Origin of the sequence: Leeuwenhoekiella parthenopeia (genome assembly GCF_020782115.1) — a bacterium.
Lineage (GTDB): Bacteria > Bacteroidota > Bacteroidia > Flavobacteriales > Flavobacteriaceae > Leeuwenhoekiella > Leeuwenhoekiella parthenopeia.
The window spans coordinates 25,940-49,657 of sequence record NZ_JAJGMW010000026.1 but is presented as its reverse complement, the minus strand read 5'-3'; the positions used below and the strand labels follow the sequence as shown (position 1 = coordinate 49,657).

The following is a 23,718-nucleotide window of genomic DNA, read 5'->3' as shown; positions in this document are numbered from 1 at the left end:
AAAAGAGCCCCTCGCTTAGGAATTTTTCGCCTTGCAGGCGAAAACCACCTTGTCAGCTCCGCGTCGCTATCGCTCCTGACTTTCGGAGCTTCCTGCGGCTATTCTGAACCGAGGGAAGGAATTCGTTATACCCTTCGGGTTTGTATATAGTAGGATTTTTAAATGTATTAGAGTTTGGCTCCCTTTTCCTTGGGAGAAGGGTTGGGGATGAGGATAAAAAAACTCATCACTCTGCATTCTACATTCCTGATAACAATTAATAAATAACAAATAACCCAATTCGTGAAAATATCCGTTATTACCATAGTCTATAACAACCGGGAGCATATCGCTTCGTGTATAGAGAGTGTATTGGGGCAGACTTATGCTAATGTGGAACATCTTGTTATTGACGGGGGTTCTACAGACGGGACGCAGGAGGTGATTGAACGCTATACAGACCGATTGGGATACTATATCTCTGAACCGGACAAGGGACTTTATAATGCGCTGAATAAAGGGATTCAAAAAGCCACCGGAGCTGTGATCGGCATTTTGCATTCGGATGATTTGTTTTATGCTTCCGATACGCTGGCACAGGTGTTAGCGGGCTTTGAGCAGAGCGGGGCTGATCTGGTTTACGGCAATGGGATGTACGTTGACCGGGATGACATTAATAGGGTTAAGCGGGTCTATCGCAGTAAGCCTTTTAAAAAGCGGTATTTAAACTGGGGATGGATTCCCTTACATACCACGATCTACGTTAAACGGGAAGTTTTTGAGACCTATGGCCTGTATGATGAAGGCTACCGAATCGCGAGTGATTATGAGATTTCGCTGCGCTGGTTTAAGGCTCCTGCTTTAAAAACCTATTTTTTAAAGGCCTGGCTGGTTAAGATGCGTCTGGGAGGCAAAAGCACCACGGCCAGCCTGCAAAAGCGGAAGTCGGCTGAAGATTTACAGATCATTCGAAAGTTTGAGTTGCCGGGCTATCTTACGCTATTTTCCAAGATAGGCCGGAAAATCCCGCAATATCTGATTCCAAAATTTAAGAAGTTTAGTTAAAAGCCTTTAGCTTTGCCTGCAGTCGAATACCCGTTATGAAGCGCTCGCTGTTTATTGTACCCATATCGATCCTTGTACACCTTAGCCTGATTAACGGGGTGTTGTTTTGGTTTACCCCGGAGACCTATCTGATGCCCGGGTCTGTGCTCGTTTATAATACCAGCTGGCTTCTGGCGGCCTATGCGCTGAACTATTATCCCACCGCCCGAAAGGAGCGGTTTTTTACCAATATTCACAAGCCCCTGCAATTGTATGTGCTGTTTGGGCTGGCTTATTTTGCATGGTTTAGCCTGGCCGACATTCCCAAAGGGGATACCGGGCGGCAACTGGGTATTCTTGGCCTGCTTTTTGGGCTGCTCCTGGTGTATCGGGTTGTATTTTATACGGCACGCTCCACATACCGGGAAGAGGGGGGTAACGCGGTGAATGTGGTGGTAATCGGACGGGATCGCAATCTCAAGAAAATACGTAAGGTTTTTGATGAGCCTGATTTGGGCTATCGCTATTTGGGCTATTTTGATAACGCGCATTCGCCCAGCCCTACCTATCTGGGGAAGGTAGAGGAGTGTTTTGCCTATATGCGGAAGCATGATGTGCACGAAATTTTTTGTATGGCTTCGCGGCTCAATCAACCCCAGTTGTTTAACCTGATCGCCTATGCCGATAACAATTTGACCAAACTGAAGATCATACCCGACAATAAAGAGATTTTTACCCGGGCGATGACCATCGAATTGTATGAGAATATCCCGGTGCTCAATTTAAGAGAATTACCTCTAGACCGGCCCTATGCCCAGGCTTTAAAGCGGGGTTTTGATGTGGTGTTTTCGGGACTGGTGATTCTGTTTGTCCTCAGCTGGCTCACTCCAATCATCGCCATTCTGATGCAACGCAGTGCACCCGGACCGGTATTTTTTAAACAAAAGCGGCATGGGGTAAATAAGCGGGTATTCTGGTGTTATAAATTTCGATCGATGATTACCACCGCAGATGCCGATAGGCGGATGATGACGAAAAACGATACCCGGGTAACCAAATTGGGGCGGATATTGAGAAGAACCAGTATCGATGAACTGCCCCAGTTTTTTAATGTATTTTTAGGGGATATGAGTGTGGTGGGGCCGCGCCCGCATATGGAATTGCATACCGAGCAGTATCAATCTTCGGTAGATAAATACCTGGTACGCCACTTTGTAAAGCCCGGGATTACCGGTCTGGCCCAAATACGGGGTTACCGGGGGGAAATCGCAGAACAAAGTGATATCGTTAACCGTACCCGTTTGGATATCTTTTATGTTGAAAAATGGACGCTATGGCTGGATGTAAAAATCATTCTTAAAACCGTACTTAACGCTGTTCGCGGAGAAGAAAAGGCATATTGATTTAGTCTATCAATACTTTCTAAAACTTGTAAATTAATTCTATTTTTGCACAAAATTTTATCGATGAATATTAAAAATGTTTTATTGCTGTTGCTCATTTTTGCGGGGATTACTTCCTGTGTTTCGAGAAAAGACATGGTATATTTCTACGAAAATGAAGCATCCGCGGCAAAACCCTATGTATATGAATTGATGCAGCCTGAGCGCTCCCAATTGCGAATCAAAGCAAATGATCAGCTTACCATAAGCGTTTCAGCAGCAGAACAAGAAGCTGCAATTCCCTTTAACCTCCCTGTAGTGGGTGTTGGAAATGTGTTGGAGGGCGGTCTTCGCCCTACGGGTACCCCTCAATTGCAGACCTACTTAGTAAGTAATGAAGGTGCTATTTCATTTCCGGTACTTGGAGAAATAGATGTAGCCGGGCTTACGCGAAGGGAATTGGCTCAAAAACTGGAAGAGGCAATAGGAGTATATGTTAAAAAACCCATTGTAAACGTAAGGGTAGTCAATTTTCAAATTTCGGTATTGGGAGAGGTTGCCAAACCCGGTACATTTTCAATCAGCGATGAATATATCAGTTTACCAAAGGCCTTAGGCTTGGCCGGGGATATGACTATATACGGTCGTCGGGAAAATGTTCTGGTAATGCGGGAGGAAGATGGAAGGTTGATTAAGGCTTATTTGGATCTTACCGATAATGAGGTGATTAACTCCCCATATTTTTATTTAAAACAAAATGATGTTGTAGTGGTAGAACCCAACAGACCTGCCTTACAGGCCGCCAATTATAACCGGAATGCATCGCTCTACGTTTCTGTAGCCTCAGTACTTATTTCTTTAATTGTTGTTATTTCCCGATAGTATGACTCATTCCAATAATTTTAAACAATCGCATACCGAAGAAGAAATAAACATCCGAGAGGAGCTTGAGAAATATTTGCGATACTGGCCCTGGTTTGTAATAACGGTACTCGTCGCTATCATCGGGGCATTTGTTTACCTGCGACTTACAGTACCGGTCTACAATACCGTTGCCAGTGTGATTATCAAAGATGAAGAAAGCCAAGGAGGTGGAGGATCCGCCGAAATGGCTAATTTTAGTGAACTGGGCCTGCTGGGAGGAATGGGGACTAACTCTATAGAAAATGAAATTGGCCTGTTAAACTCCCGACGCCTGATGATTAGTACGGTTAAGGCCTTAAATCTCAATATTGAATATTACGATGCAGCAGGAGTAAAAGAGGATGAAATCTATTTAGATGCCCCTTATCTGGTCACGCTTTTAAGCGTCGATGATGCGTTGCTCCAACATGCAACCCGTGAGGGCGAATCTGATTTTTTAATTAAACCAGCCCAAGAGGAAGGGGTTGTGGAATTGCACTTTTTAGAGAACGATAAAGTATTGCGTGTTAAATTAGACGAAATTGTAAATCTGCCTTTTGCAACCCTGGTTGTAAAAGATAACCGGAAGTTTCACGAGGCAACAGGTCGTTTGCTTACCTCCAAAAAAAGTCAAATTGTAAAGTTAAAAACCGTAGAGCAAATCGCAGATAGATTGCGATCAAAGGTGCAGGTCAACTTAATCGATGATAATGCCACCCTGCTCGAATTCAATCTGGAAAGCACCGTAAAGGAAAAGGCTCAGGACGTTTTAGATCAGTTGATTTTTGAATACAACAAGGAAGCCATCGAAGATAAAAATGAAGTGGCCAACAATACCGCGCGCTTTATCGACGAGCGCCTGCAAATCATCAGTCAGGATCTGGATACGGTCGAAGTAGGGCTTAAAGATTTTAAGGAGGATAACCGGTTGACCAATATAGAAGCAGAGTCTTCCCTCATTATTGAAAATGCCAGTGATTACCGAAGGCGGGAGCAGGAGATCGGAACCCAATTGGAGCTGGCCAATTCGATGATTTCCTATTTACAGGATAATCCCGAAAATTCCGATTTATTACCGGCTAATATGGGATTGGAAGGCGAGGCTGTAAATGGCCAAATAGAAAATTATAATCAACTGGTATTGGAACGCAACCGAATCCTGAGCGGAGCTACCGAACGCAACCCGGCGGTAATCCGGTTAAACAGTCAGATCGAGCAATTACGATCAACCATTTTAAGCGGCCTGCAACGTACCCAAAGCAACTTGCGAATAGCTTTAAACGATTTGAAAAGACAAAGCAATTTGATCGGTTCGGAAATTGCACAGGTACCGGCTAAGGAATTGCAGTTTCGGGACATTTCGCGGCAGCAAAACATCAAGGAGGCCCTGTATATCTTTTTACTGCAAAAGCGGGAAGAAAACTCCCTTTCGCTCGCAGCCACAGCCCCCAAGGCTAAGATTGTAGATCCGGCTTACAGTTTAGGGAATCCGGTTTCCCCCAAGCGGAACATTGTTTTGGCTGCGGCACTGCTATTGGGTTTAGCTATTCCCTTTTTGGTAATTTACATCCGTCGGCTGCTCAACAATAAAATCGAACGCCGGGATGATATCGAAAAAATTACCCGACAAATACCTGTCGTAGGCGAATTGCCGCGTATTGCCCGGGGCGAATCTGATCTGATTGTGGAAAATGACCGTTCGGTTTTAGCTGAGTCCTTTCGGATTTTGGTGACGAATTTGCAATACCTGCTGGTAAATGCCGAGACCGATGGGAAAGGCTATTGTATTTATACCACCTCTACCGTTAAAGGGGAGGGGAAAACCTTTACCTCGATCAACCTGGCGATGACCCTGGCGAATACCGGGAAAAAAGTGGTGATTATCGGGGCCGACCTGCGCAATCCGCAGTTGCAGCGTTACGATAACCAGTCGAAGAGTTTACTCGGGGTAAGCGATTACCTGGTGAGTAACGATCATACGCTGGAGAAACTGGTACACGATTCCAAGTTTCATCCCAAGCTGAAATTATTCCTGTCCGGGAGTATTCCGCCCAATCCGTCGGAACTTTTACGACAGAAGAAATTTGGGCAGATGATTGCCGAATTGCGGGAGCAGTATGATTATGTGATTGTAGATACAGCACCTTGCATGCTGGTGGCCGATACCTTCCTAATCAGCAGATATGCCGATCTGATCCTTTACGTTACCCGTGCCGGCTATACCGAGAAAAAACTACTCAACTTTGCGGTCGATGCCGTTAAAGACGGGAAGCTGCACGACGTCAGTTTTGTAATTAACGATGTGAAGACCGCCAATTTTGGATACGGCAATAAATACGGCTATGCTTATGGAGCAGAACAGCCTTCCCTTTGGGAGCGGTTTAAGAAAAGTTTTTAAATAGCGATTAGCTTTAAGATATCAGATTTTAGATAAAAGGAGACGCTAAGGCGTCTTTTTTTATTCCTTATTATTATTTCTATTGTTATTAGTATTGATGTTTGAGGTTAAACCTAAGTTTTCTAGTACCAAAGGAAAATTAGAAATACGAAATCAGTTTAAAGTTCTGAGTTCGAAGTCAAGAGTGCGTTTTGTTTTTGAAAAGAGAACAGAGAGCAAAGAGCAGAGAACAGAGAACAAAGAGAATTGAATAATACCATCGAACTCTTCATTGTGCATTCAGAATTAGTGAGCAGTCTCAGTGAGCAGTTTTCAGTCATTTCGAAGGAGCCCAAAGCGACGAGAAATCACATCTGATTGAGGGTTCAGGTTAGTTCAATGTTCAAAGTTTAAAATTCAAAAATACATTCTGCGTTCTTCATTCTGTATTCAGATTTAGAAAGCAGTTGGCTGTCACTTCGAGTGGCTGAAGCATAGCGATAGCGGAGCTACAGGCGTATCGAGAAGTCTTAGTAGTTAGTATATTCGTCGTTTTCCGGGCTTCTCGATACACCGGCCTCGGTTGCAGCCCTTGTCCGGCACTCGAAGTGACACTTCTCGACTACGCTCGCTTCTCAACTGTACTTTCGACAGGCTCAGGGTGACAGTACAGAGCTCTGAATTAGTAGGAGTCTCAGCAGGTAGTTTTCAGAGTTCAGTTCAAGGTTCCAAGTTTGAAATTCAAAAACTAACTCTGTATTCTGCATTCCTAATTCAGGAATTAGTGAACAGTCTCAGTGAGCAGTTTCAGTCATTTCGAAGGAGCCTAAAGCGACGAGAAATCACATCTGATTGAGGGTTCAGGTTAGTTCAATGTTCAAAGTTTAAAAATTCAAAAACAAATTCTGCGTTCTTCATTCTGTATTCAGATTTAGAAAGCAGTTGGCTGTCACTTCGAGTGGCTGAAGCATAGCGATAGCGGAGCTACAGGCGTATCGAGAAGTCTTAGTAGTTAGTATATTCGTCGTTTTCCAGGCTTCTCGATAAACCGGTCTCGGTCGCAGACCTCGTTCGGCACTCGAAGTGACACTTCTCGACTACGCTCGCTTGTCGACTGTACCTTCGACAGGCTCAGGTTGGCCGTGCAGAGTTCTGAATTAGTAGGAGTCTCAGTCAGCAGTTTTCAGAGTTCAGTTCAAGGTTCCAAGTTTAAAATTCAAAAAAACTCTTCATTCTGCATTCCGGACTGGATTACATCCATCCCCAGCCCTTTGCTTCGATTAGATGCTCCCAGGGTCTCATCACTCAGGGTTCCGAAAAATTAGAAATACGAAATCAGTTCAAAGTTCTGAGTTCGGAGTCACGAGTGCGTTTTGTTTTTGAAAAGAGAACAAAGAGTAAAGAACAGAGAGAAAAGAGTAGACAGAATTGAATAATACCATCGAACTCTTCATTCTGCGTTGAGAATTAGTGGGCAGTCTCAGTGGGCAGTTTCAGTCATTTCGAAGGAGCCTAAAGCGACGAGAAATCACATCTGATTGAGGTTGCAGTTTAATTCAAAGTTTAAAAGCAAATTCTGCGTTCTTCATTCTGTATTCAGATTTAGAAAGCAGTTGGTTGTCACTTCGAGTAGATGAAGCAGAGCGGGAGCGCAGCTTCGTGGTATCGAGAAGTATTAGTAGTTAGTATATTCGTCGTTTTCCAGGCTTCTCGATACACCGGTCTCGGTCGCAGACCTCGTCCGGCACTCGAAGTGACACTTCTCGACTGTCCCTTCGACAGGCTCAGGGTGACAGCTGGCAGTAACACTTCTCGATATACCGGACTCGGTCACAGACCTCGTCCGGCACTCGAAGTGACACTTTGCAACACATTTTATCTTTTGCTAATGTTAAATTTTATCGGTAGTACGAAAGAGGTAGGGAAGGATTGTGGTTTTTTCTGTGGAGGTTTGTAAGGTCATTAGAGATACTTGTCAAGTATGAAAACCAAACGCCTGTGTGTTTTTCCTAAAGATGTACAGTGTATCACCGGTAAGAGTGAGCGCTACGGGCGACAATTGTTGGCGGATATCAAGGTGTTTTTACGCAAAGAACCCCATCAGTTTGTGACGGTTTATGAGTTTGCGAGTTATTGTGGCCTGAATGCTGAAGATTTGTTTGACTATCTGGATTAAGGCATCGCCAGGGAAAGGGAATAGAAAACTATCAAGTGCGCGCGATACAATCGCGCGCGAACTTGTTGAGCGCGGAATAAGGGTAAAACTATAAACTCTTTTTGTAGATACGCTGTTGTCCGTCCTGAGCAATTTTTAAAACCTGTTCGTCTACCTTGCGCTTTAAAATCACAGACACAGCCGAGGTAGTCGTTTGTATCTGATAAACTTCGTTCAGTTCTGAAACCACATCTTTAGCCGTTCGTCCCTGATTGAAATAATCACTAGCAACAAATCCGTCAATGCGTTGCGTAAGTCTTGTTTTTTCAGCACGTGTAGCAGATAACTTATATCGAGGTTCCAATTTAATCGGAAAGTCAAAAGCTTTAGTAGGGTGTAAATCGAGTGCCTGACAGATCGCAATGACATATGACAAGGAGCTCTCCTCACCAGCTTCGATATTTCGAATGGTTTGTGCAGAAAAACCGGTCATTTCTGAAACATCTTCCACAGACAACTGCAATGCTTCGCGTTGTTTTGTCAGGTTAGCTCCCAGTTGTACCAGATTTGGCTTGTCTTTATATCTTGACATAGCTCAAATAGAGTAATCTGTTTGGCAACAAAAAATATATTTCAATAAGTATTTGTTGTTATTCATAATTATTTTATATTTACCTCATAATAAAGGCACTGCATACCTGCCTGATGTACAAAAAGCAAGCAGTGCACGAAACTTCTATCCGGGTAGAAGTTTTAGTATTATGAAAAACAGGTACTTTTTTTACCTGTCTGCGTCAGTTCCTCTTTAATTCCCCTACATCATTCAGGCCAAAGTGGTCAACATCCCGCACGGGGTGAGGTGTTTAATTTTTAAAAGTGATTTTGCCTATGGTATATACGAGGTGTTGTATTTGTTTTTCACGATAGCATTAGCTTGATCTGAGGAGATTTTTAGGTTCTATAGCATGTTTTGTTCATTTTCTTTAGCTCGCGATTCTCCTTGATTGCAATTGCCTGTTTAAGGAAATCCTTCGGATATGTGTAATTACAGATTCTAAGGATGTTCTGTTCATTTTCTTTGCTTCTCCAAAGAAAACGAACCAAAAGAAAAGAGCCCCTCGCTTAGGAATTTTTCGCCTTAAGGGCGAAAACCGCCTTGTCAGCTCCGCGTCGCTATCGCTCCTGAATCTCGGAGCTTCCTGCGGCTATTCTGAACCGAGGGCGAACTAAAGAATGATATTCTTAGTTCCAATTTTGGAAACGGCCTACAAGAAGGTATCGTAAAATTTGAAGTGAGCGTAACGTAGCAGGCGGTTCTGTTTGAGGCCGCCAGAGCGGGTGAGTTAAGCGCATGCAGTGCAGCGAACGATAAATTTAGACACCGTCTTGTGAGCCTTGATCTTTTGTTTCTTTTGTATCAAGACAAAAGAAAGGAATCAAGCGAGTACAACGGAAACTTCCTGCTATACTGAGAAAAGAAAGTTTAAGAAGTAAATTTTAGAACATTGCTATAGAACGTTTCAATTAGCCATAAAAAAAAGAGCTGGCAGACCCTGCGGTCTGTGAAAGAGAGAAAAGAGACGCGCTAAAAAGTAAATTTAAGCTGTCAAGCTGGGTAAGATTAAACTATTGATAACAAAATGGTCTTCGACAGGCTCAGACTGACATTCGACAAGCTCAGACTGACAAGTCATTGCTGAACAACTTTTTAGTAAGTCTCATAAGCAAAAAAGCCTTCCCCAAAGATTGGCGTCTGGCGGGGAAGGCGTGAGCTTAAACAAACTGATTGTTTAATATACACGACGAAGTTATGAAAAATAAGACTACGCGCCTTACGGGGGCTGCGTTGCCGGGGCTTTTATGCCTTTTAATGAGCCTGAGTGCCTTTTGGGCCAGTGCCTCACCCCTTCAAAATCAGGTAACCGGAAGGGTTACCGATACCAATGACAACCCCATTCCCGGGGTAAGTATTTCCCTTACAAACACAAATACCGGTACCCAGACCGATCTGGACGGAGCCTTTGAACTGGAGGCCTCGCCTCAGGATACCCTGCGTATCAGCTATATCGGGTTTAAAACCCTATTACTGCCGGTACGAAATCAAACCAGCTTTACTATTCAATTGCAGCAGGATATTACCGATCTGGGCGAGGTGACCATTAATGCCGGGTATTACAATACCACGCGCAGGGAACAAACGGGTAGTATCGCCCGGGTGACCGCCGAGGAGATCGAGCGGCAACCGGTGACCAATCCGCTAGCCGCATTGCAGGGTAGGATGGCGGGGGTAAACATTACCCAAACCACCGGAGTACCGGGAGGGGGTTTTGATATTCAGATACGGGGACAAAACAGTTTACGGGCTGGTGGTAACGAACCACTTTATATTATTGATGGAGTACCTTACAATTCACAAAGCCTGAGCAACACCAACGTTTCTGCCACTCTCCTGCCGGGAGCAAATATGTCTCCCCTGAATACCTTAAATCCGTACAGCATTTCAAGTATTGAAATTTTAAAAGATGCTGATGCTACAGCAATTTATGGTTCGCGCGGGGCTAACGGGGTGGTGCTGATCACCACCAAACAGGCCAAAACCGGTAAGACCCGCTTTAGCCTTCAGGCCTATACCGGTAGCGGCAAGGTTACCCGTTCTTTGGAATTGATGAATACGGAGCAGTATCTGGAAATGCGGCGGGAAGCCTACGCCAATGATGGGGTAACCGATTATCCTGCCAATGCCTACGACATTAATGGAACATGGGATGCGAATAAATATACCGATTGGCAGAAAACCCTTATTGGTGGTACAGCAACTACCTCTGCACTTCAGGGATCGGTTTCGGGAGGATCAGAAACTACCCGCTTTATAATGGGAGCCGGTTACCAAAGGGAAACCTCGGTTTTCCCCGGAGATTTTAACTATCACAAACTCACAGTAAACAGCAATCTCAATCACAAATCTGAAGATCAGAAATTCAGTATCAACCTGACGACTTCCTACTCTTTTGATGACAATAACCAACCGGGAAATGATTTTACCCGTGACGCACGCATGCTGCCTCCCAATGCACCCGATGTTTATACGGAAGATGGCTCGCTGAACTGGGCAGATAGTACTTGGGACAATCCCCTGGCTCAGCTGGAACAGGATTATCGGGCTAAAAACCATACCCTTATCGCAAATGCAGTTATAGGATATCAAGTAACAACCCATTTAAAAGTAAGCTCTAGCCTGGGTTTTAATGATCGTTTTTTGACAGAGGCTAAAGAAGTACCTTCTACCTTTTACAATCCGGCATATGGATATGGAAGTGATCGTTCGTATCGTTTTACGAATGATACCCGTAATCAATCCTGGATATTAGAACCTCAGCTTAATTATACCCTGAATACCCAAAACTGGAAACTGGATGCGTTAGTGGGGGCCACCTTTCAAAATCAAACTACGAGTAGCAACGTATTATACGGTCAGGGTTATTCCAACAACAGCCTGATTTCCAATTTAAGTGCAGCCTCATTTATTTTTGTATTGGAGAACGGGAGTACTGCTTATAAGTATACTGCGGGGTTTGGAAGATTAAATTTAAAATATAAAGACCGCTATATTTTAAATCTTACCGGACGCAGAGACGGTAGCAGTCGTTTTGGTCCGGGTAAACAGTTTGCCAATTTTGGTGCCATAGGTGCTGCCTGGATTCTTACGGAAGAGGCGTTCTCAAAAGCGTTGCCGTGGTGGAGTTTTGGTAAACTACGTGGGAGTTATGGGATTACCGGGAGTGACGCGATAGGCGATTATCAATTTCTTGATACTTATAGCATTACTACAAACCGGTATCAGGGACTAACCGGCATCACCCCTACGCGTCTGTTTAATGCAGATTTTGCTTGGGAGGAGAACAAAAAGTTAGAATTAGCTCTTGAACTTGGTTTTTTAAAGAATCGCATTTTACTAAACACGGCATACTTTAAAAATCGATCCGGGAATCAACTGGTGGGAATACCGCTGCCAGGAACCACGGGCTTTAGTTCTATTCTAGCCAATCTAGATGCAACCGTAGAAAACACCGGATGGGAGTTTGAACTGAGTACTGTGAATTTTCAAAAAAATCGCTTTAATTGGAATACCTCTTTGAATATTTCGTTTCTTAGAAATAAGCTGGTTTCGTTTCCCGATCTGGAAGGCTCTACCTATGCCAATCAATATGTGGTGGGTGAACCCCTGAGCATTCGCAAAGTATATCACTATACGGGCATTAACCCAGAAACCGGAATCTATGAATTTCAGGATTATGATGGGGATGGCAACATCAGCTTTCCCAATGACCGCCAACTGGTGGTGGATTTGAATCCGGATTTCTTTGGAGGGCTTAGCAATCAGGTGCAATGGGGGGCGTTCGAACTAAACTTCCTGCTGCAGTTTGCCAGGCAGCAGGGTTCTAATTATTATGCCACCGGATCAAGACCCGGTATCCTTTCAAATCAACCCATTGCGCTTCTCAACCGCTGGCAACAGCCGCAGGACGAAGCTCCCTTTCAAAAGCTCACTGCGGGTGGGGATAGCGATGCCGTTCGTGCTTTTTCCAATTACCGGAACAGCAGCGCCTCGGTTACCGATGCTTCCTATATACGGCTTAAAAATGCTTCTTTTTCCTATAAACTTCCGGAAAGCCTCCTTCAAGGTGTGGATGCTCGCATTTATGTTCAGGGACAAAACCTCGTGACTTTAACCCGATATGCAGGTTCAGACCCTGAAACCCAGCGTATAGACAACCTGCCGCCATTACGTTTTTTAACCCTTGGGTTACAGGCTAACTTTTAATTGACACTCTTATGAAACGAATACTAAAATCTACACAAGTGCATTCATTATTATATAAAAGCATTCTCTGTTTACTGGTATGCAGTGTTTATGCCTGCGAAGCCTTTATGGAAACCGATCTGCCCAACACGCAGATTACAGCAGAAACCGTATTTGCAGATGAAGGTACCACCAACGCTGCCCTGCTCAACGTTTACGCAAATTTAAGAGAGGGTGGTATGCTAACCGGGAAAGATGCTGGCGTAGGAAATTTAATGGCCCACTATACCGATGAACTGGATTTATATTTGACCAGTCGTGCTAATGTTTTGGTTTTTTATGAGAACAATGTCTTACCCGAAACCCCTTTTATAGAGCAGCTCTGGGAACATAGCTACAGCCAGATTTATGCTTTAAATGATATTATAGCTTACACTACAGATAACGATAAGTTATCTGAGGCGTTTGCCATTCAAATCCAGGGTGAAGCCTATTTTCTACGAGCTTTACTGCATCTGTACCTGCAACAACTTTTTGGTGAAATCCCATATGTGACCGGCACTAACTATGTTGAAAATACCAACATAGCCAAAAGCTCTGAAGAAGCAGTTTTTGAAAAGCTCATACAAGATTTGAAAATGGCTAAAAACCTTTTACCTGAAGCATACCCTTCCTCAGAACGGGTACGCCCTAATCAGGCTGTTGCTACTGCATTATTAGCCAGGGTATACCTGTATTCAGGAGATTGGGATCAGGCCATCGCCCAGGCAAGCCAGGTGATTGAAAACCCCTTGTATAAGGTAGATCTCCCTTTGAGTGAGGTTTTTCTAAAAAATAGTCAGGCCGTCCTTTTGCAATTCAGTCCAGGTGCTGAAGGTGCCAACACCTACGAAGCTGCAAACTATGTATTTGAATCCCTTCCTCCTCCCAGAACAGCCCTAACCTCCAAACTAATAAGCAGTTTTGAAGTTCAGGATCAGCGCCTGCAGCAATGGATCGGAAAGGTTGGGGAAGGCGAAGCAGCACGATACTTTCCCCATAAGTACCAGGAAAACCGCAACACGGCCCGTACCCTTGAGTACAGCATTCTTTTACGTATAGGTGAACAGTATTTAATACGCTCCGAAGCACAGGCACGGCTGGGGCAACTGGAAGCTGCAGCCATCGATTTAAATGCTATACGCACGCGTGCAGATCTGCCCGATCTGGAGCCCACTACTCAGGAGCAATTGCTCGCTGCCATTTTACAGGAACGACGCCATGAATTGTTTACCGAATACGGCCATCGGTTTTTTGACCTCAAACGCTTTGATGCGGCTGATGCTACTTTATCCTATAAAAGCGGATGGGAGCCTTATAAGATCAAATTACCTCTTCCAGATGCTGAGCTTGTACTCAACCCGAATTTACTACCTCAAAATCCCGGTTACTGATGAAGTATTGTAGAGTATATATAATCATCCTCCTGGGTCTATCCCGGGGCATAGCTCAGGAAACTCCTTATCTGAATGCGGATGATCTAACCAAGTGGTATAAGCTCTCAAATGAGGGTCTGTCACCGGATGGTCGTTGGGTTACGTATAAGCGGCATTATGAAAAAGGTAACGACACGCTGGTACTGGTAAACGTCGAAACCGAACGCAGGCACGAAATCCCCAATGGGCAGGGCCTTCAGTTCTCCAATAACAGTAACTGGGCAAGCTTTAAAACCACTGAAGAAGTGAACCTGGTTAATCTGAAAAACAATACGATTAAGACCTTTGAAGGCTATAGTGAAGCATCCTTTAGTACTAGTGGCTCCCATTTGCTTTTAAGAAATAAGAAGGAGCTTAAAGGCCAATTCCTTCATTTAGAAAAAGGAACTCCGCTTCTGCTAACGCATTTAAAAGAGGTCTATTTTAACGAACTCACGGAGCATGCCGTTGTGGTATTACAGAATGATCAAGGTACCGAATTACAAGTTCTCAATCTGGAACAGGATTTTCAGATAATACAGAAGCTTACGACTACGGGAACATTTAAGGCAATACATTGGAACCCAAACGGAAAATCCTTTACCGTGTTACGGGAAGAGGAAAACGGAAACAGTCTGCTTTATGTAAATTTAGATACCGAGGTGTTTACCTTAAACGAGGCTCAACTGGATGGGTTTAGTTTTTACAAGGGTAGCAGTTCTGATTTTGGGATATCAGCAGATAACCGCCGCGTATTCTTTAAAGCATTACCCCTTACGGAAACTGGAGCTGCAAGAGATACCATTCAAATGGCTAACGTACAAGTATGGAAGGCCAAAGCCCCATGGACCGAAATTGAAAGCCCCAATTATGACTGGATCGAAAATGGAGTTCGGTTAATGGTATGGAAGCCTCAAAAAAAGCAAGTATTGCCTGTGGAATCTAAAGAGCAGCCTTTTTCACTCCTTATTCCCAAACAGCGCTATGCCATAACTTACAATAGTACTCAATATCTGCCTAAGTTCAAGACCCGGGAAGTTATTATGGACCTCAATCTTCTTGATTTAGAAACAGGTCAAAGCAGGCGAATTGTTGACAGCCTGCCTTTTATAGAAAATAGTTTTTGTGGTTCGCCTGAAGGAAAGTACATCTGTTATTTTAAAAATAAACACTGGTGGATTTATGATATCAAAACGGAAAAGCATCTTAACCTTACCCAAGGATGGGAAATCCCCGCTTATGATACTACCTATGACCGAAGCGGCATACCGCCTCCTTATGAAGTACCCTATTTCACAGAAGGCGATGAAGCTATTTTACTATACGACAACTGGGATATCTGGAAGGTGAATATTAAAACTGGGGTACGCACTAAACTTACAGATGGACAGCGTAGAAACCTACAGTTTCGTTTGCCCAGGAGTCCTGTACGACGGGTAAGTGTATATGAAAAACTAAACTTTCAAACCCAGCTGGCAGAGCTTGACTCAAACCCATTACTGCTGGTTAAAAACCTGGATACTTATGAAATGGGTATTACCAGTTTAAGGGAGGCCCAGGACGAAACCTTTTTAAGTTATTATTCTTTAAAGCTCTATGATCTACAAGAGGACCAGTCAGGAAGGCAGTGTATATTTAAACAGGAATCTGCAGACCATCCTACCCGTTTAATGTATTGCAACCTGAATCAGAAAGCAGTTAAAACTGTTGAGCAAAGCAATCGTCACGAGCAGGATTACTATAAGGCCCGGTCTGAACTGATTACCTATTGGCAGGGAGGGCACAAACTTCTAGGGGCATTGCATTATCCAGTAAATTATGATCCTTCAAAAAGCTACCCTATGATCGTAGATATTTATGAGCTCAATTCAAAAAAACTACACGATTATCATCTGCCCTCATTAACCTTTCAACGCGGCAGAATAGAACCAGTAGATTTAAATCTCAACGGATATTTTGTTCTGCGGCCTGATATTCGCTATGAATTGAACGCATTCGGGATTTCGGCAGTTAACTGTGTAGGGGCTGCTGTAGATAAAGCCGAGGAAAAGGCTTCAATCAACCCCGAAGCTGTAGGTTTGATGGGTGTATCATATGGAGCCTCTGAAGCCGGTTTTATACTTACCCAAACCGATAGATATGCTACTGCAATAATCGGAAACCCGGTCACCGATTTAGTAAGCCATTATCTGGGTTATCTGAATTTCATTCTTGAGTCTGCCTACTCTCGGTTCGAAAATCATCAGTGGCGGTTTGATAAAGGCTTTTATGAGTTCCCGGAGGCATATCTGGCTAATTCAACCGTGCATCAGGCAGCTTATCTCAATACCCCCTTGTTGACGTGGACAGGTATTAAAGACCCCAATATTGAATGGACGCAAAGCCGGGAATTGTATCAGGCTTTAAGACGATTGGAAAAGGAACACGTGCTCTTAGTATATCCTGATGAAGGACATGGTATTAATAATACGATTGCTCGAAAGGACTTGTATAACAGGCATCTGGGATGGTTTGACCATTATTTAAAAGGAACACCAAAACAGGATTGGATGGATTAAGAATCTGAATATTAATTAAGAGAAAAAGAAAGGGGCCGAATGGCCCCTCCTTAATGATTAATTTTGCACCGGTCTAAAAAGTGGTACAGTACAATCACTTACGGGCGTTAATTTCCCTCTTGCAATTTGCTCCTGGTCATTGATCACAAGAGTACACAATTCCTCCCCTGATGTATCACAACTTACTGGCGTGTCACAAGGTTGATCGTTCTCTACATAACCAATTTCCGGAGCAAAGGTAGCTGCAGTATGCGCAGTACTCACGAAAGCTCCAAAAACACCCAACCCCATTACCAGAGCTGGTAAAATCAGTTTTCTTTGTACATTTTTCATAATTCAAAAATTAAAGGTTAATATTAATTGGCCTACTCATTTACAGGTTTTCAGCACATTAAAGTTTCCTGATCCCGGCCGGAATATTTTAAATATTAAAAGCATCGGCTTTTAAGGTGTATTTTATTAAATACTTATCGTATATGGCGTAGAGTTTATCATCTTTTACTATAAAGTTCCTTATGGAATGTCCATTATGATCATATAGGTAAAAACTAAGTACATAGCTCTTATCCTGTAGATCATAAACATCTATAATACTTGCTTCATCAAGCATTTCTGCAGGTTCATATCGTCCTAAGCGGTCTGAACTAATGAACAGATATTTTCCTGCGGTAGCCGCATTAAGATTCACTGCAATGGATTTAGGACCGATTTTTAATGTATTACTGCTCGTAGCAATATCCAGCTGGGCTTTAGTTAAGGTATCAATGGTTTTACCTCGATAAAGCAGCTCAAGCTCATCACCCATTACCAAAAACTCATTGCGATACCGATAGACATACAAAAGTTTTTTTAGACCTGGGTTATACTGCAAGAAGCCATCTACATCAAAAATGCCATCTATCTGTTTCTCTAATAATTGTGGAGCTATCTTAAATGATGCGGAATCTTTAAACTGAAGAAGACCCAACTCATGTTCTCCTGTATCTGCGTTTGCAGTAAGTACTCCAAAAGTTGAAACTCCCATAGGCACCATTTTGTAAAAGGTGAATTGGTCTTTTAACACTATCGCTGGGCTCCACGCTCCCAGGGTATCTGTAAATATCACCGGTACACTTCCATCACTCAGGTAATAGCGTTTATCTAATACCTGTACTCTTAAGGAGCGGAAGGAATACTTCTCCATATCAGGAATATCCAACCGATGGAGCACCGTGTCCTGAAGCGTGGCATCCATCGCGAGCAGGTGTAACGGTGCAGTAACATTCCCTAAATAGATAGAGTCTTTTGTAATGCCGGCAATATAGTAAGAGTTAAATCCCAGATCAAATTTGGTTTGCTGCCTGGCAACATGTTGCGGATAGCGGCGGACAAAAGCGTTATTACGATGTATTTGTTGTTCTGAGGTTACAAATAACAGGGTGACCAGAATCGTACTCCCAAAAAGGGCTGAACCGATTTTTACAATGCTATAGAATTTATTTGTTCTATCACCCTTGCCCTGATATGAACCTATAAAGAAAGTAGTCGCAGCCAAGAGCATACAAACCCCGTTAAAAATCAAATGCTCCGTCCAGCCCAGGTATTCTAAAATACCCCCACAGGAGCAGGGTATATAGTCGGCGTAATTGAGAATGATGATGATATATGCGGTAAAGGCGCTCATAAGCGTAAAGCTCCCGAACAGTCCTACTGTACGATATTTAGGGATAGCCAAAAGTAGGGTCAAAATATATTCACAGAATGGTACCAGCCAAACTAACATTCCGGCATAGGTAGCGAGTATAGGAGACTGGCCCAGCTGTACCCTGAACTGCTCAAACTCGAGCAACTTGGCGGTAGCCGCATATACCCAGAGCAGGATAAAGAAGCTCACTGCTACTTTACTTAACCCCTGTTTTATGAAACCTACTTTTATCATGATGAAACTTTATAGGGTAAAGTTCATCTATCTTATTCTAGTCCTGAGGATTAAAAGAATAGCCTGAGGGATTATTTCTGTTTTCGATAATGGCTTGGGGCGACTCCAAATTCTCGTTTAAAAGCCTGAGCAAAATGGTCGTAGTTTTTAAATCCAGTTTTCCAGGCGATACTGGCAAGTTGGTCTGAGGTGTCTAAAACCAGTTGCATAGCCAGGCTTAGGCGCAGTTGAAGATGGTATTTAAATACCGTGGTCTGATGTAATTCCTTAAAGCCTTTTTTAAGTTTAAATTCGTTGATGTTAAACGCAGACGCAATTTCTTTTAAGGAGCCCAGAGGTCTGTCGAGATGCTTATGAAGATAGACCGCTATTTCTCTAAACTTATGGATATCCTCGGAGCTTTTTAGTATTTTTAATTGCTGGACAGGATATTCCTGCTTCTCCTGCTGTTTACCGTGAAGTAAGGGATTTAAGGTTTGAATACGGCTTAGTACTACCAAAAGGCCTGAATCAGGATGAAATGCTCGCAAAGGAAACACGCTACAATTAAGTGGCATTAGTAATTTTTTACCTGCTTTTAATTCCAATTGACCGTTAAGTGTTTTACCCTTTTTTTTAGGAGTCTTCAATAGCTTTTGAAATACCTCCTGAGAAGCAGGAGAGAGGAGGTTTAAAAAGTTTTGCTTCTCAAGCACCCGGTCATTATCTGCATCAAAGTTGGTTTGTAAAATACGGTACTGCTGGTCGAGCATAAATATATAATGCTTTACCCGGGTTATGGTCGTAAACGGAGAAGTTCCGAAAAACGGGTTGTAGGCTACCTCAAACTCCTGTGCCAGCATGTTGAGCAGGGCAATAATGGATTCAGTCTGCGTATTTTCAGCGCTGCGCGGTATGCGGTAGCTGAAATTTCCAGCTCCCATTTTAAGTATCATCTTCTTGATTTCTTCGGCTCGTGCATCAATATGTTCCATAGCTGATCGTGTTAATTCTTCCTTGGGTGTTTAGGGTTCCGATAGGTTTTAAGAAACTCCAGTGCGGGTTCCATTTCATAAAAGAGGCGGGTTTCAATATGGGTTTCCCTGCGTTTGAGATAAAATCTGACCATACTTTCGGTGAGCCCTCTGTTGACGTGAAAAGCTATGGCAAGGGTTGAAGCAGAACCCTCCCGTATAAGATAGTCCCTCGCTTCTTTGGTAGAATCTATTAGTTCTCTAACGTCGCAGTATACCGGATACGAGGTATTCATTTGAAATCGCAGACGATCTTGTACAACCTTTTTAGCTATTTGTAGGGATAGGCAGCTTTGGGGTTTGTAGTATAAAAAGAGGATTCCCGCTTCAATCCGATATTCAGCATACGGGTTTTTATGATACCGTGGCATGATGAATAGTTTTAGACGAACTAAAAGTATTAAAAAGACCGATTGTTTGGTTACCTCTATGCGGGGTAAAGTATGGTTTGAGGGATTTAAAGTATAGTGTTAGGGATTATTCGGGCACGCCAGCTGAAGGACTATAGTATAAGGGATTTAAAGTATAGTATAAGGGATTATTTTGGGGGTGAAGCTTAGGGGCTGGTAATGAGCTTTTTATTAATTGATTAGTTTCGATATGAATTAACCAAACTTTATTGCTATGGCTCAAATAAAACACAACCATTTTCTGGATACGGTTGACAAAGTAATCACCGAAGCTAAGGCTGAAGGTATTGTACATCTACGTGCCGAGGATAAGCGATTTACAGGCCGGGTTCTTACTGTCAAAGGGAAAGCCTGTTATCATTTTGGTAATACCGGTTACCTGGGTCTTGAGCAGGACAGCCGGCTCAAAACAGGAGCTATGCAGGCTATTCTGCGCTATGGGACCCAATTTCCGTTATCGAAAACCTACATCTCTCATCCGCTGTATGAGGAACTCGAAGAAAAGCTGGAGCTGCTCTTTGAAAACCCGGTGATCATCACCAAAAACAGTACGCTTGGGCATTTGGCAGTGATCCCCACCGTGGTTCGCGATGAGGATGCGGTGATCCTGGATCATCAGGTGCACTGGAGCGTGCAAAATGCAGCCCAACTTCTAAAGGTAAGAGGCATCCCGGTACAACTGATACGTCACAATAATCTGGATTTCCTGGAAAGCTTAATTCAAAAACTTTCATCTAAAGTATCTAAAATCTGGTATATGGCAGATGGGGTCTATTCTATGTTTGGTGACTATGCCCCGGTTAAAGAACTGCTGGAACTCTCCAGAAAATACCCGCAATTGCACCTCTATTTTGATGATGTGCATGGGATGAGCTGGAGAGGCCGGCATGGCATGGGGTATGTGATGAGCCAGCTGGAGACCCTGCCCGAAAACGTTTTGGTTTTTGGAACCCTGAGCAAAACTTTCGGGGCATCGGGCTCTGTACTGGTCTGTTCCAATAAAAAGTTTTATCATCAAATTAAAAACTTTGGAGGGCCCCTAACCTTTTCTGCCCAGTTAGAGCCCAGTGCTGTGGGAGCAGCCATCGCTTCGGCAAAAATTCATTTATCAGACGAGATCTATTGCCTTCAGGATGCGCTTAAATCCCGAATTGATTATTTCAATCAGCAGCTTGCTGAAGCCCATTTACCGCTCATTGCCCGCAACAGTTCACCAGTATTTTACATAGGTACCGGCCTGCCGGCCAGCGGCTATTTTCTCGTTAAACGCCTGATGGAGGAGGGTATCTATGTAAATCTGGGCCTGTTTCCCGCAGTCCCTGCCAAAAATACCGGGCTTCGGATTACCCTCTCAAATCACAATGCCTTTGACGATATAGATCATCTGGTGGTGCAATTATTGACCCATTATGATTTTGCCCTGATGGCCACGCACAATTCCCGATCCAGGGTAGGTAAAGCCTTCCGAATGGATTTTAAAGATCCAAAGCCTTTTGCCAATAGTAATTATGAATTACAACTGCAGGAATTTGAAACCATCGCTGACACCGATTACTATCATTGGAATTCTAACATAGGAAGAACAAATATGCTGGATCAGGAGGGGCTCCGTTTTCTGGAAGAAAGCTTTAAACAGGTTAAAGAACGGGAGCATAACTGGCGCTTTAAATATGTACAAATCGTGGATGATGCCAACTGCCCGGTCCTGATGACCTTTTTAACCGAAAGCCTATGGAAAAACGATATGCTGGCTCCGGCTTCGGTATCCCGGGAGCTGGAGAAACAACGCGAAGCCGAACCCTATCTACAGACCTCCCGGGTGCTTTCTCTGGGCAGTTTATTTACCGAAGGAAACCATCTCTATCTCAATGAAGAACATCCTCAGGTAGAATTGGCTTTAACGCAATTACTGGAGTACATCGAAAACCTTGCTCATGACTGGAAGGTTTCCATGACCGTATTGCGTGATTTTGACCTGAATTACAAATGGTCTAAAATTATTCAAGATCAGGGCTATATACCGATTGACATGCCCGAATCCTGTGTATTACAGGACTTGCACGACAAAATGGGAGAAGACTATTTCCATTATCTTTCCAAACGTTCCCAAAAGCATTTTAAAAAAGATATAGAACCTTATCTGAATCTCGTTACGTGCCGAGTGCTTAAAAGGGTGAGCAGTAAGAACATTAAGCGCTATTACGACCTGTATTTACAGGTTAAAGCAAAGAATTACGGTCTAAATACCTTTACCTATCCGCCTGAGGTATTTGAGGCAATGCGTACCCATCCCAACTGGGAGTTTATAGTGCTCAAAGCTGTTGATGACGGCCGGTTACTAGGCATAATGTTTTGCTATATTAATTATTCCGGCACCTATATACCCAGCCTCATCGGAATGGATTACCGGTATCTGAATGGGTTTCAAACCTACAGGCAGCTCCTCTATCAAAGTATTTTAAGGGCACGGAAACTCTATATGAAACGTATTGATTTTGGTATGAGTGCCAATTTTGAAAAGCGAAAACTGGGAGCAAGCCTAATCCCTAAACAAGCATTTGTGCAAACCGATGATAATTTTCTTTTGGAGCAACTCGAAATGATGCGCACCACTCGATAAGTTTATCTTAGCATCCAGATTATCCCTATATATCCTGCGCCCTTGCCTTTACATTTGCCTCACGATGTTCTCACTTGTTTTACAGATGCGTCCATGTTTACTGCAGCGATACAACACTTTCACGATGATTTAAATGCACGGGTTATGGTAGTGCCCGAAGCCCTTAAAAAAGCAGAACTGGGGATCGAAGTTGCTGCAAAAACACTTGCCCGATTAAAGGAGCTGGTGGAGCAGGAAGATTTTGAAGATGTGCCTCAGGAGATCAACTTCTTCAAACACCTCAAGCCCTGCCCTATGAGTTACCTGATTTACTTTTCTGAAATGCGCTCCTGTGAGGTGCGCAAACCCAAAGCGGGGGCTTCTTTCCAGACCCGCTTTTACAAGAAGGAACTGCGTAAGATCAATAAATTCTTTCATCGGAATATGGATTTTGTACAGTATATGGAGCAGGGGCATACCTATCTGGATCATCAGTTTTTTACCCGAAATGCCCAGCAAAACTTTCCGTTTACCCCGGTGATTCACTATTACGATTATCCCGAGTTTAGCAGTTCGCACGATATGCTTTGGGCCAAGGTACAGGCGATGTACCGTCTGATTCACTATGTACGCGATGCCCTAAGTGCGCTCAACCCGGGGAGTGAAGCGGCCTTTCTCCCTCAAAAACACCCGGTGATGCTGTGGTCTGGTTCTAAGACTGCGCTGGTCGAACTCATTTATGCCCTGTATGCTTCTCAAAACCTAAACCATGGTTTGTCTGACCTGAGTACGCTGGTCGCTTCCTTTGAAGATTTCTTCAACATCAAACTGGATGGGGTCTATAAGACCTATGGCAAGATCAAAGCCCGGAAGGGGAGCAGAACAAAGTTCCTGGAAGAACTTATCTTAAAACTGGAGTATAAGATGCGACAGGAGGAAGGGTGATTATTCTTATGTTTAAAAAAGGCATAGGCATTCAAAAAGCCTGATCATCAAATTAACGTACAATTCTAGTTAAAAATTATGCTCCCTTCTCTGCGGGAGAAGGGCGGGGGGATGAGGATAAGCCTCCCTTCGAAGGGAGGTTTGGAGGGATGTTTTATTGCGCTTCCGGGTTAGAATATG

General features: G+C 43.4%; 15 protein-coding genes. 10 read left to right on the top strand and 5 right to left on the bottom strand.

Translation table 11 applies throughout. The features are described from left to right. The first annotated feature begins 282 nt into the window (after positions 1-282). The 5 genes from LLW17_RS16050 (at position 283) to LLW17_RS16030 (ending at position 7,861) form a co-directional block, all read left to right on the top strand. Positions 283-1,044: a glycosyltransferase family 2 protein gene (locus tag LLW17_RS16050; RefSeq protein ID WP_228231308.1), complete on the top strand. Its 762-nt coding sequence runs from the start codon at positions 283-285 to the stop codon at positions 1,042-1,044. A gap of 35 nt (positions 1,045-1,079) precedes the next feature. Next, a complete protein-coding gene (locus LLW17_RS16045) occupies positions 1,080-2,426 on the top strand; it encodes an exopolysaccharide biosynthesis polyprenyl glycosylphosphotransferase (protein WP_228231307.1) in 1,347 nt (448 codons plus the stop codon). Positions 2,427-2,489: 63 nt separating this feature from the next. Further along, the gene (locus tag LLW17_RS16040; protein ID WP_228231306.1) at positions 2,490-3,287 is read left to right on the top strand and encodes a polysaccharide biosynthesis/export family protein; all 798 of its coding nucleotides are present in this window, start codon (positions 2,490-2,492) and stop codon (positions 3,285-3,287) included. A 1-nt stretch (position 3,288) separates the two neighbouring features. Next, positions 3,289-5,706, top strand: coding sequence for a GumC family protein (locus tag LLW17_RS16035; protein WP_228231305.1), 2,418 nt, complete (start codon positions 3,289-3,291; stop codon positions 5,704-5,706). Between the two features lie 1,960 nt (positions 5,707-7,666). After that, positions 7,667-7,861, top strand: a complete 195-nt coding sequence (locus tag LLW17_RS16030) for a hypothetical protein (RefSeq protein ID WP_228231304.1) — start codon at positions 7,667-7,669, stop codon at positions 7,859-7,861. A gap of 88 nt (positions 7,862-7,949) precedes the next feature. On the opposite strand, the gene LLW17_RS16025 is transcribed toward LLW17_RS16030, so the two are convergent. Next, entirely contained in the window at positions 7,950-8,432 is a 483-nt protein-coding gene (locus LLW17_RS16025) for a helix-turn-helix domain-containing protein (protein ID WP_228231303.1), read from the bottom strand. Positions 8,433-9,650: 1,218 nt separating this feature from the next. Between LLW17_RS16025 and LLW17_RS16020 the strand changes: the two genes are divergently transcribed. Genes LLW17_RS16020 through LLW17_RS16010 form a run of 3 tightly spaced genes read left to right on the top strand, consistent with a single transcriptional unit; the run spans position 9,651 to position 16,653 of the window. Further along, positions 9,651-12,662, top strand: coding sequence for a SusC/RagA family TonB-linked outer membrane protein (locus LLW17_RS16020; protein WP_228231302.1), 3,012 nt, complete (start codon positions 9,651-9,653; stop codon positions 12,660-12,662). Positions 12,663-12,700: 38 nt separating this feature from the next. Continuing rightward, on the top strand, positions 12,701-14,074 hold the full coding sequence (locus tag LLW17_RS16015; protein ID WP_228231301.1) for a RagB/SusD family nutrient uptake outer membrane protein: 1,374 nt from the start codon (positions 12,701-12,703) through the stop codon (positions 14,072-14,074). Next, positions 14,074-16,653 carry an alpha/beta hydrolase family protein gene (locus tag LLW17_RS16010; RefSeq protein WP_228231300.1) on the top strand — a complete coding sequence of 860 codons (2,580 nt, stop codon included), beginning with the start codon at positions 14,074-14,076 and terminating at the stop codon, positions 16,651-16,653. The genes LLW17_RS16015 and LLW17_RS16010 overlap by 1 nt, the downstream gene beginning before the upstream one ends. Positions 16,654-16,710: 57 nt before the next feature. Here LLW17_RS16010 and LLW17_RS16005 read toward each other — a convergent pair whose 3' ends face one another. The 4 genes from LLW17_RS16005 to LLW17_RS15990 all read right to left on the bottom strand — a co-directional run bounded on the left by LLW17_RS16005 (position 16,711) and on the right by LLW17_RS15990 (position 19,955). Then, complete coding sequence (locus LLW17_RS16005) at positions 16,711-16,986, bottom strand: DUF6520 family protein (protein ID WP_228231299.1); 276 nt, start codon at positions 16,984-16,986, stop codon at positions 16,711-16,713. A gap of 88 nt (positions 16,987-17,074) precedes the next feature. Further along, positions 17,075-18,571, bottom strand: a complete 1,497-nt coding sequence (locus tag LLW17_RS16000) for a MauE/DoxX family redox-associated membrane protein (protein WP_228231298.1) — start codon at positions 18,569-18,571, stop codon at positions 17,075-17,077. Positions 18,572-18,642: 71 nt separating this feature from the next. Then, complete coding sequence (locus LLW17_RS15995) at positions 18,643-19,545, bottom strand: helix-turn-helix domain-containing protein (RefSeq protein WP_228231297.1); 903 nt, start codon at positions 19,543-19,545, stop codon at positions 18,643-18,645. 11 nt (positions 19,546-19,556) lie between these two features. Continuing rightward, the gene (locus LLW17_RS15990) at positions 19,557-19,955 is read right to left on the bottom strand and encodes a DUF7793 family protein (RefSeq protein ID WP_228231296.1); all 399 of its coding nucleotides are present in this window, start codon (positions 19,953-19,955) and stop codon (positions 19,557-19,559) included. 253 nt (positions 19,956-20,208) lie between these two features. Between LLW17_RS15990 and LLW17_RS15985 the strand changes: the two genes are divergently transcribed. Continuing rightward, positions 20,209-22,614 carry an aminotransferase class I/II-fold pyridoxal phosphate-dependent enzyme gene (locus LLW17_RS15985; protein WP_228231295.1) on the top strand — a complete coding sequence of 802 codons (2,406 nt, stop codon included), beginning with the start codon at positions 20,209-20,211 and terminating at the stop codon, positions 22,612-22,614. 42 nt (positions 22,615-22,656) lie between these two features. Then, positions 22,657-23,538 (top strand): RteC domain-containing protein, encoded by an 882-nt coding sequence (locus LLW17_RS15980; protein ID WP_228231294.1) that lies wholly within the window; start codon positions 22,657-22,659, stop codon positions 23,536-23,538. The last annotated feature ends 180 nt before the right edge of the window (positions 23,539-23,718 follow it).

Coding starts and splice junctions, on each gene's coding strand:
- LLW17_RS16045 (WP_228231307.1), top strand. CDS start 1,080: ATGAAGCGCTCGCTGTTTATTGTACCCATATCGATCCTTGTACACCTT.
- LLW17_RS16040 (WP_228231306.1), top strand. CDS start 2,490: ATGAATATTAAAAATGTTTTATTGCTGTTGCTCATTTTTGCGGGGATT.
- LLW17_RS16035 (WP_228231305.1), top strand. CDS start 3,289: ATGACTCATTCCAATAATTTTAAACAATCGCATACCGAAGAAGAAATA.
- LLW17_RS16030 (WP_228231304.1), top strand. CDS start 7,667: ATGAAAACCAAACGCCTGTGTGTTTTTCCTAAAGATGTACAGTGTATC.
- LLW17_RS16025 (WP_228231303.1), bottom strand. CDS start 8,432: ATGTCAAGATATAAAGACAAGCCAAATCTGGTACAACTGGGAGCTAAC.
- LLW17_RS16020 (WP_228231302.1), top strand. CDS start 9,651: ATGAAAAATAAGACTACGCGCCTTACGGGGGCTGCGTTGCCGGGGCTT.
- LLW17_RS16010 (WP_228231300.1), top strand. CDS start 14,074: ATGAAGTATTGTAGAGTATATATAATCATCCTCCTGGGTCTATCCCGG.
- LLW17_RS16005 (WP_228231299.1), bottom strand. CDS start 16,986: ATGAAAAATGTACAAAGAAAACTGATTTTACCAGCTCTGGTAATGGGG.
- LLW17_RS16000 (WP_228231298.1), bottom strand. CDS start 18,571: ATGATAAAAGTAGGTTTCATAAAACAGGGGTTAAGTAAAGTAGCAGTG.
- LLW17_RS15995 (WP_228231297.1), bottom strand. CDS start 19,545: ATGGAACATATTGATGCACGAGCCGAAGAAATCAAGAAGATGATACTT.
- LLW17_RS15990 (WP_228231296.1), bottom strand. CDS start 19,955: ATGCCACGGTATCATAAAAACCCGTATGCTGAATATCGGATTGAAGCG.
- LLW17_RS15985 (WP_228231295.1), top strand. CDS start 20,209: ATGGCTCAAATAAAACACAACCATTTTCTGGATACGGTTGACAAAGTA.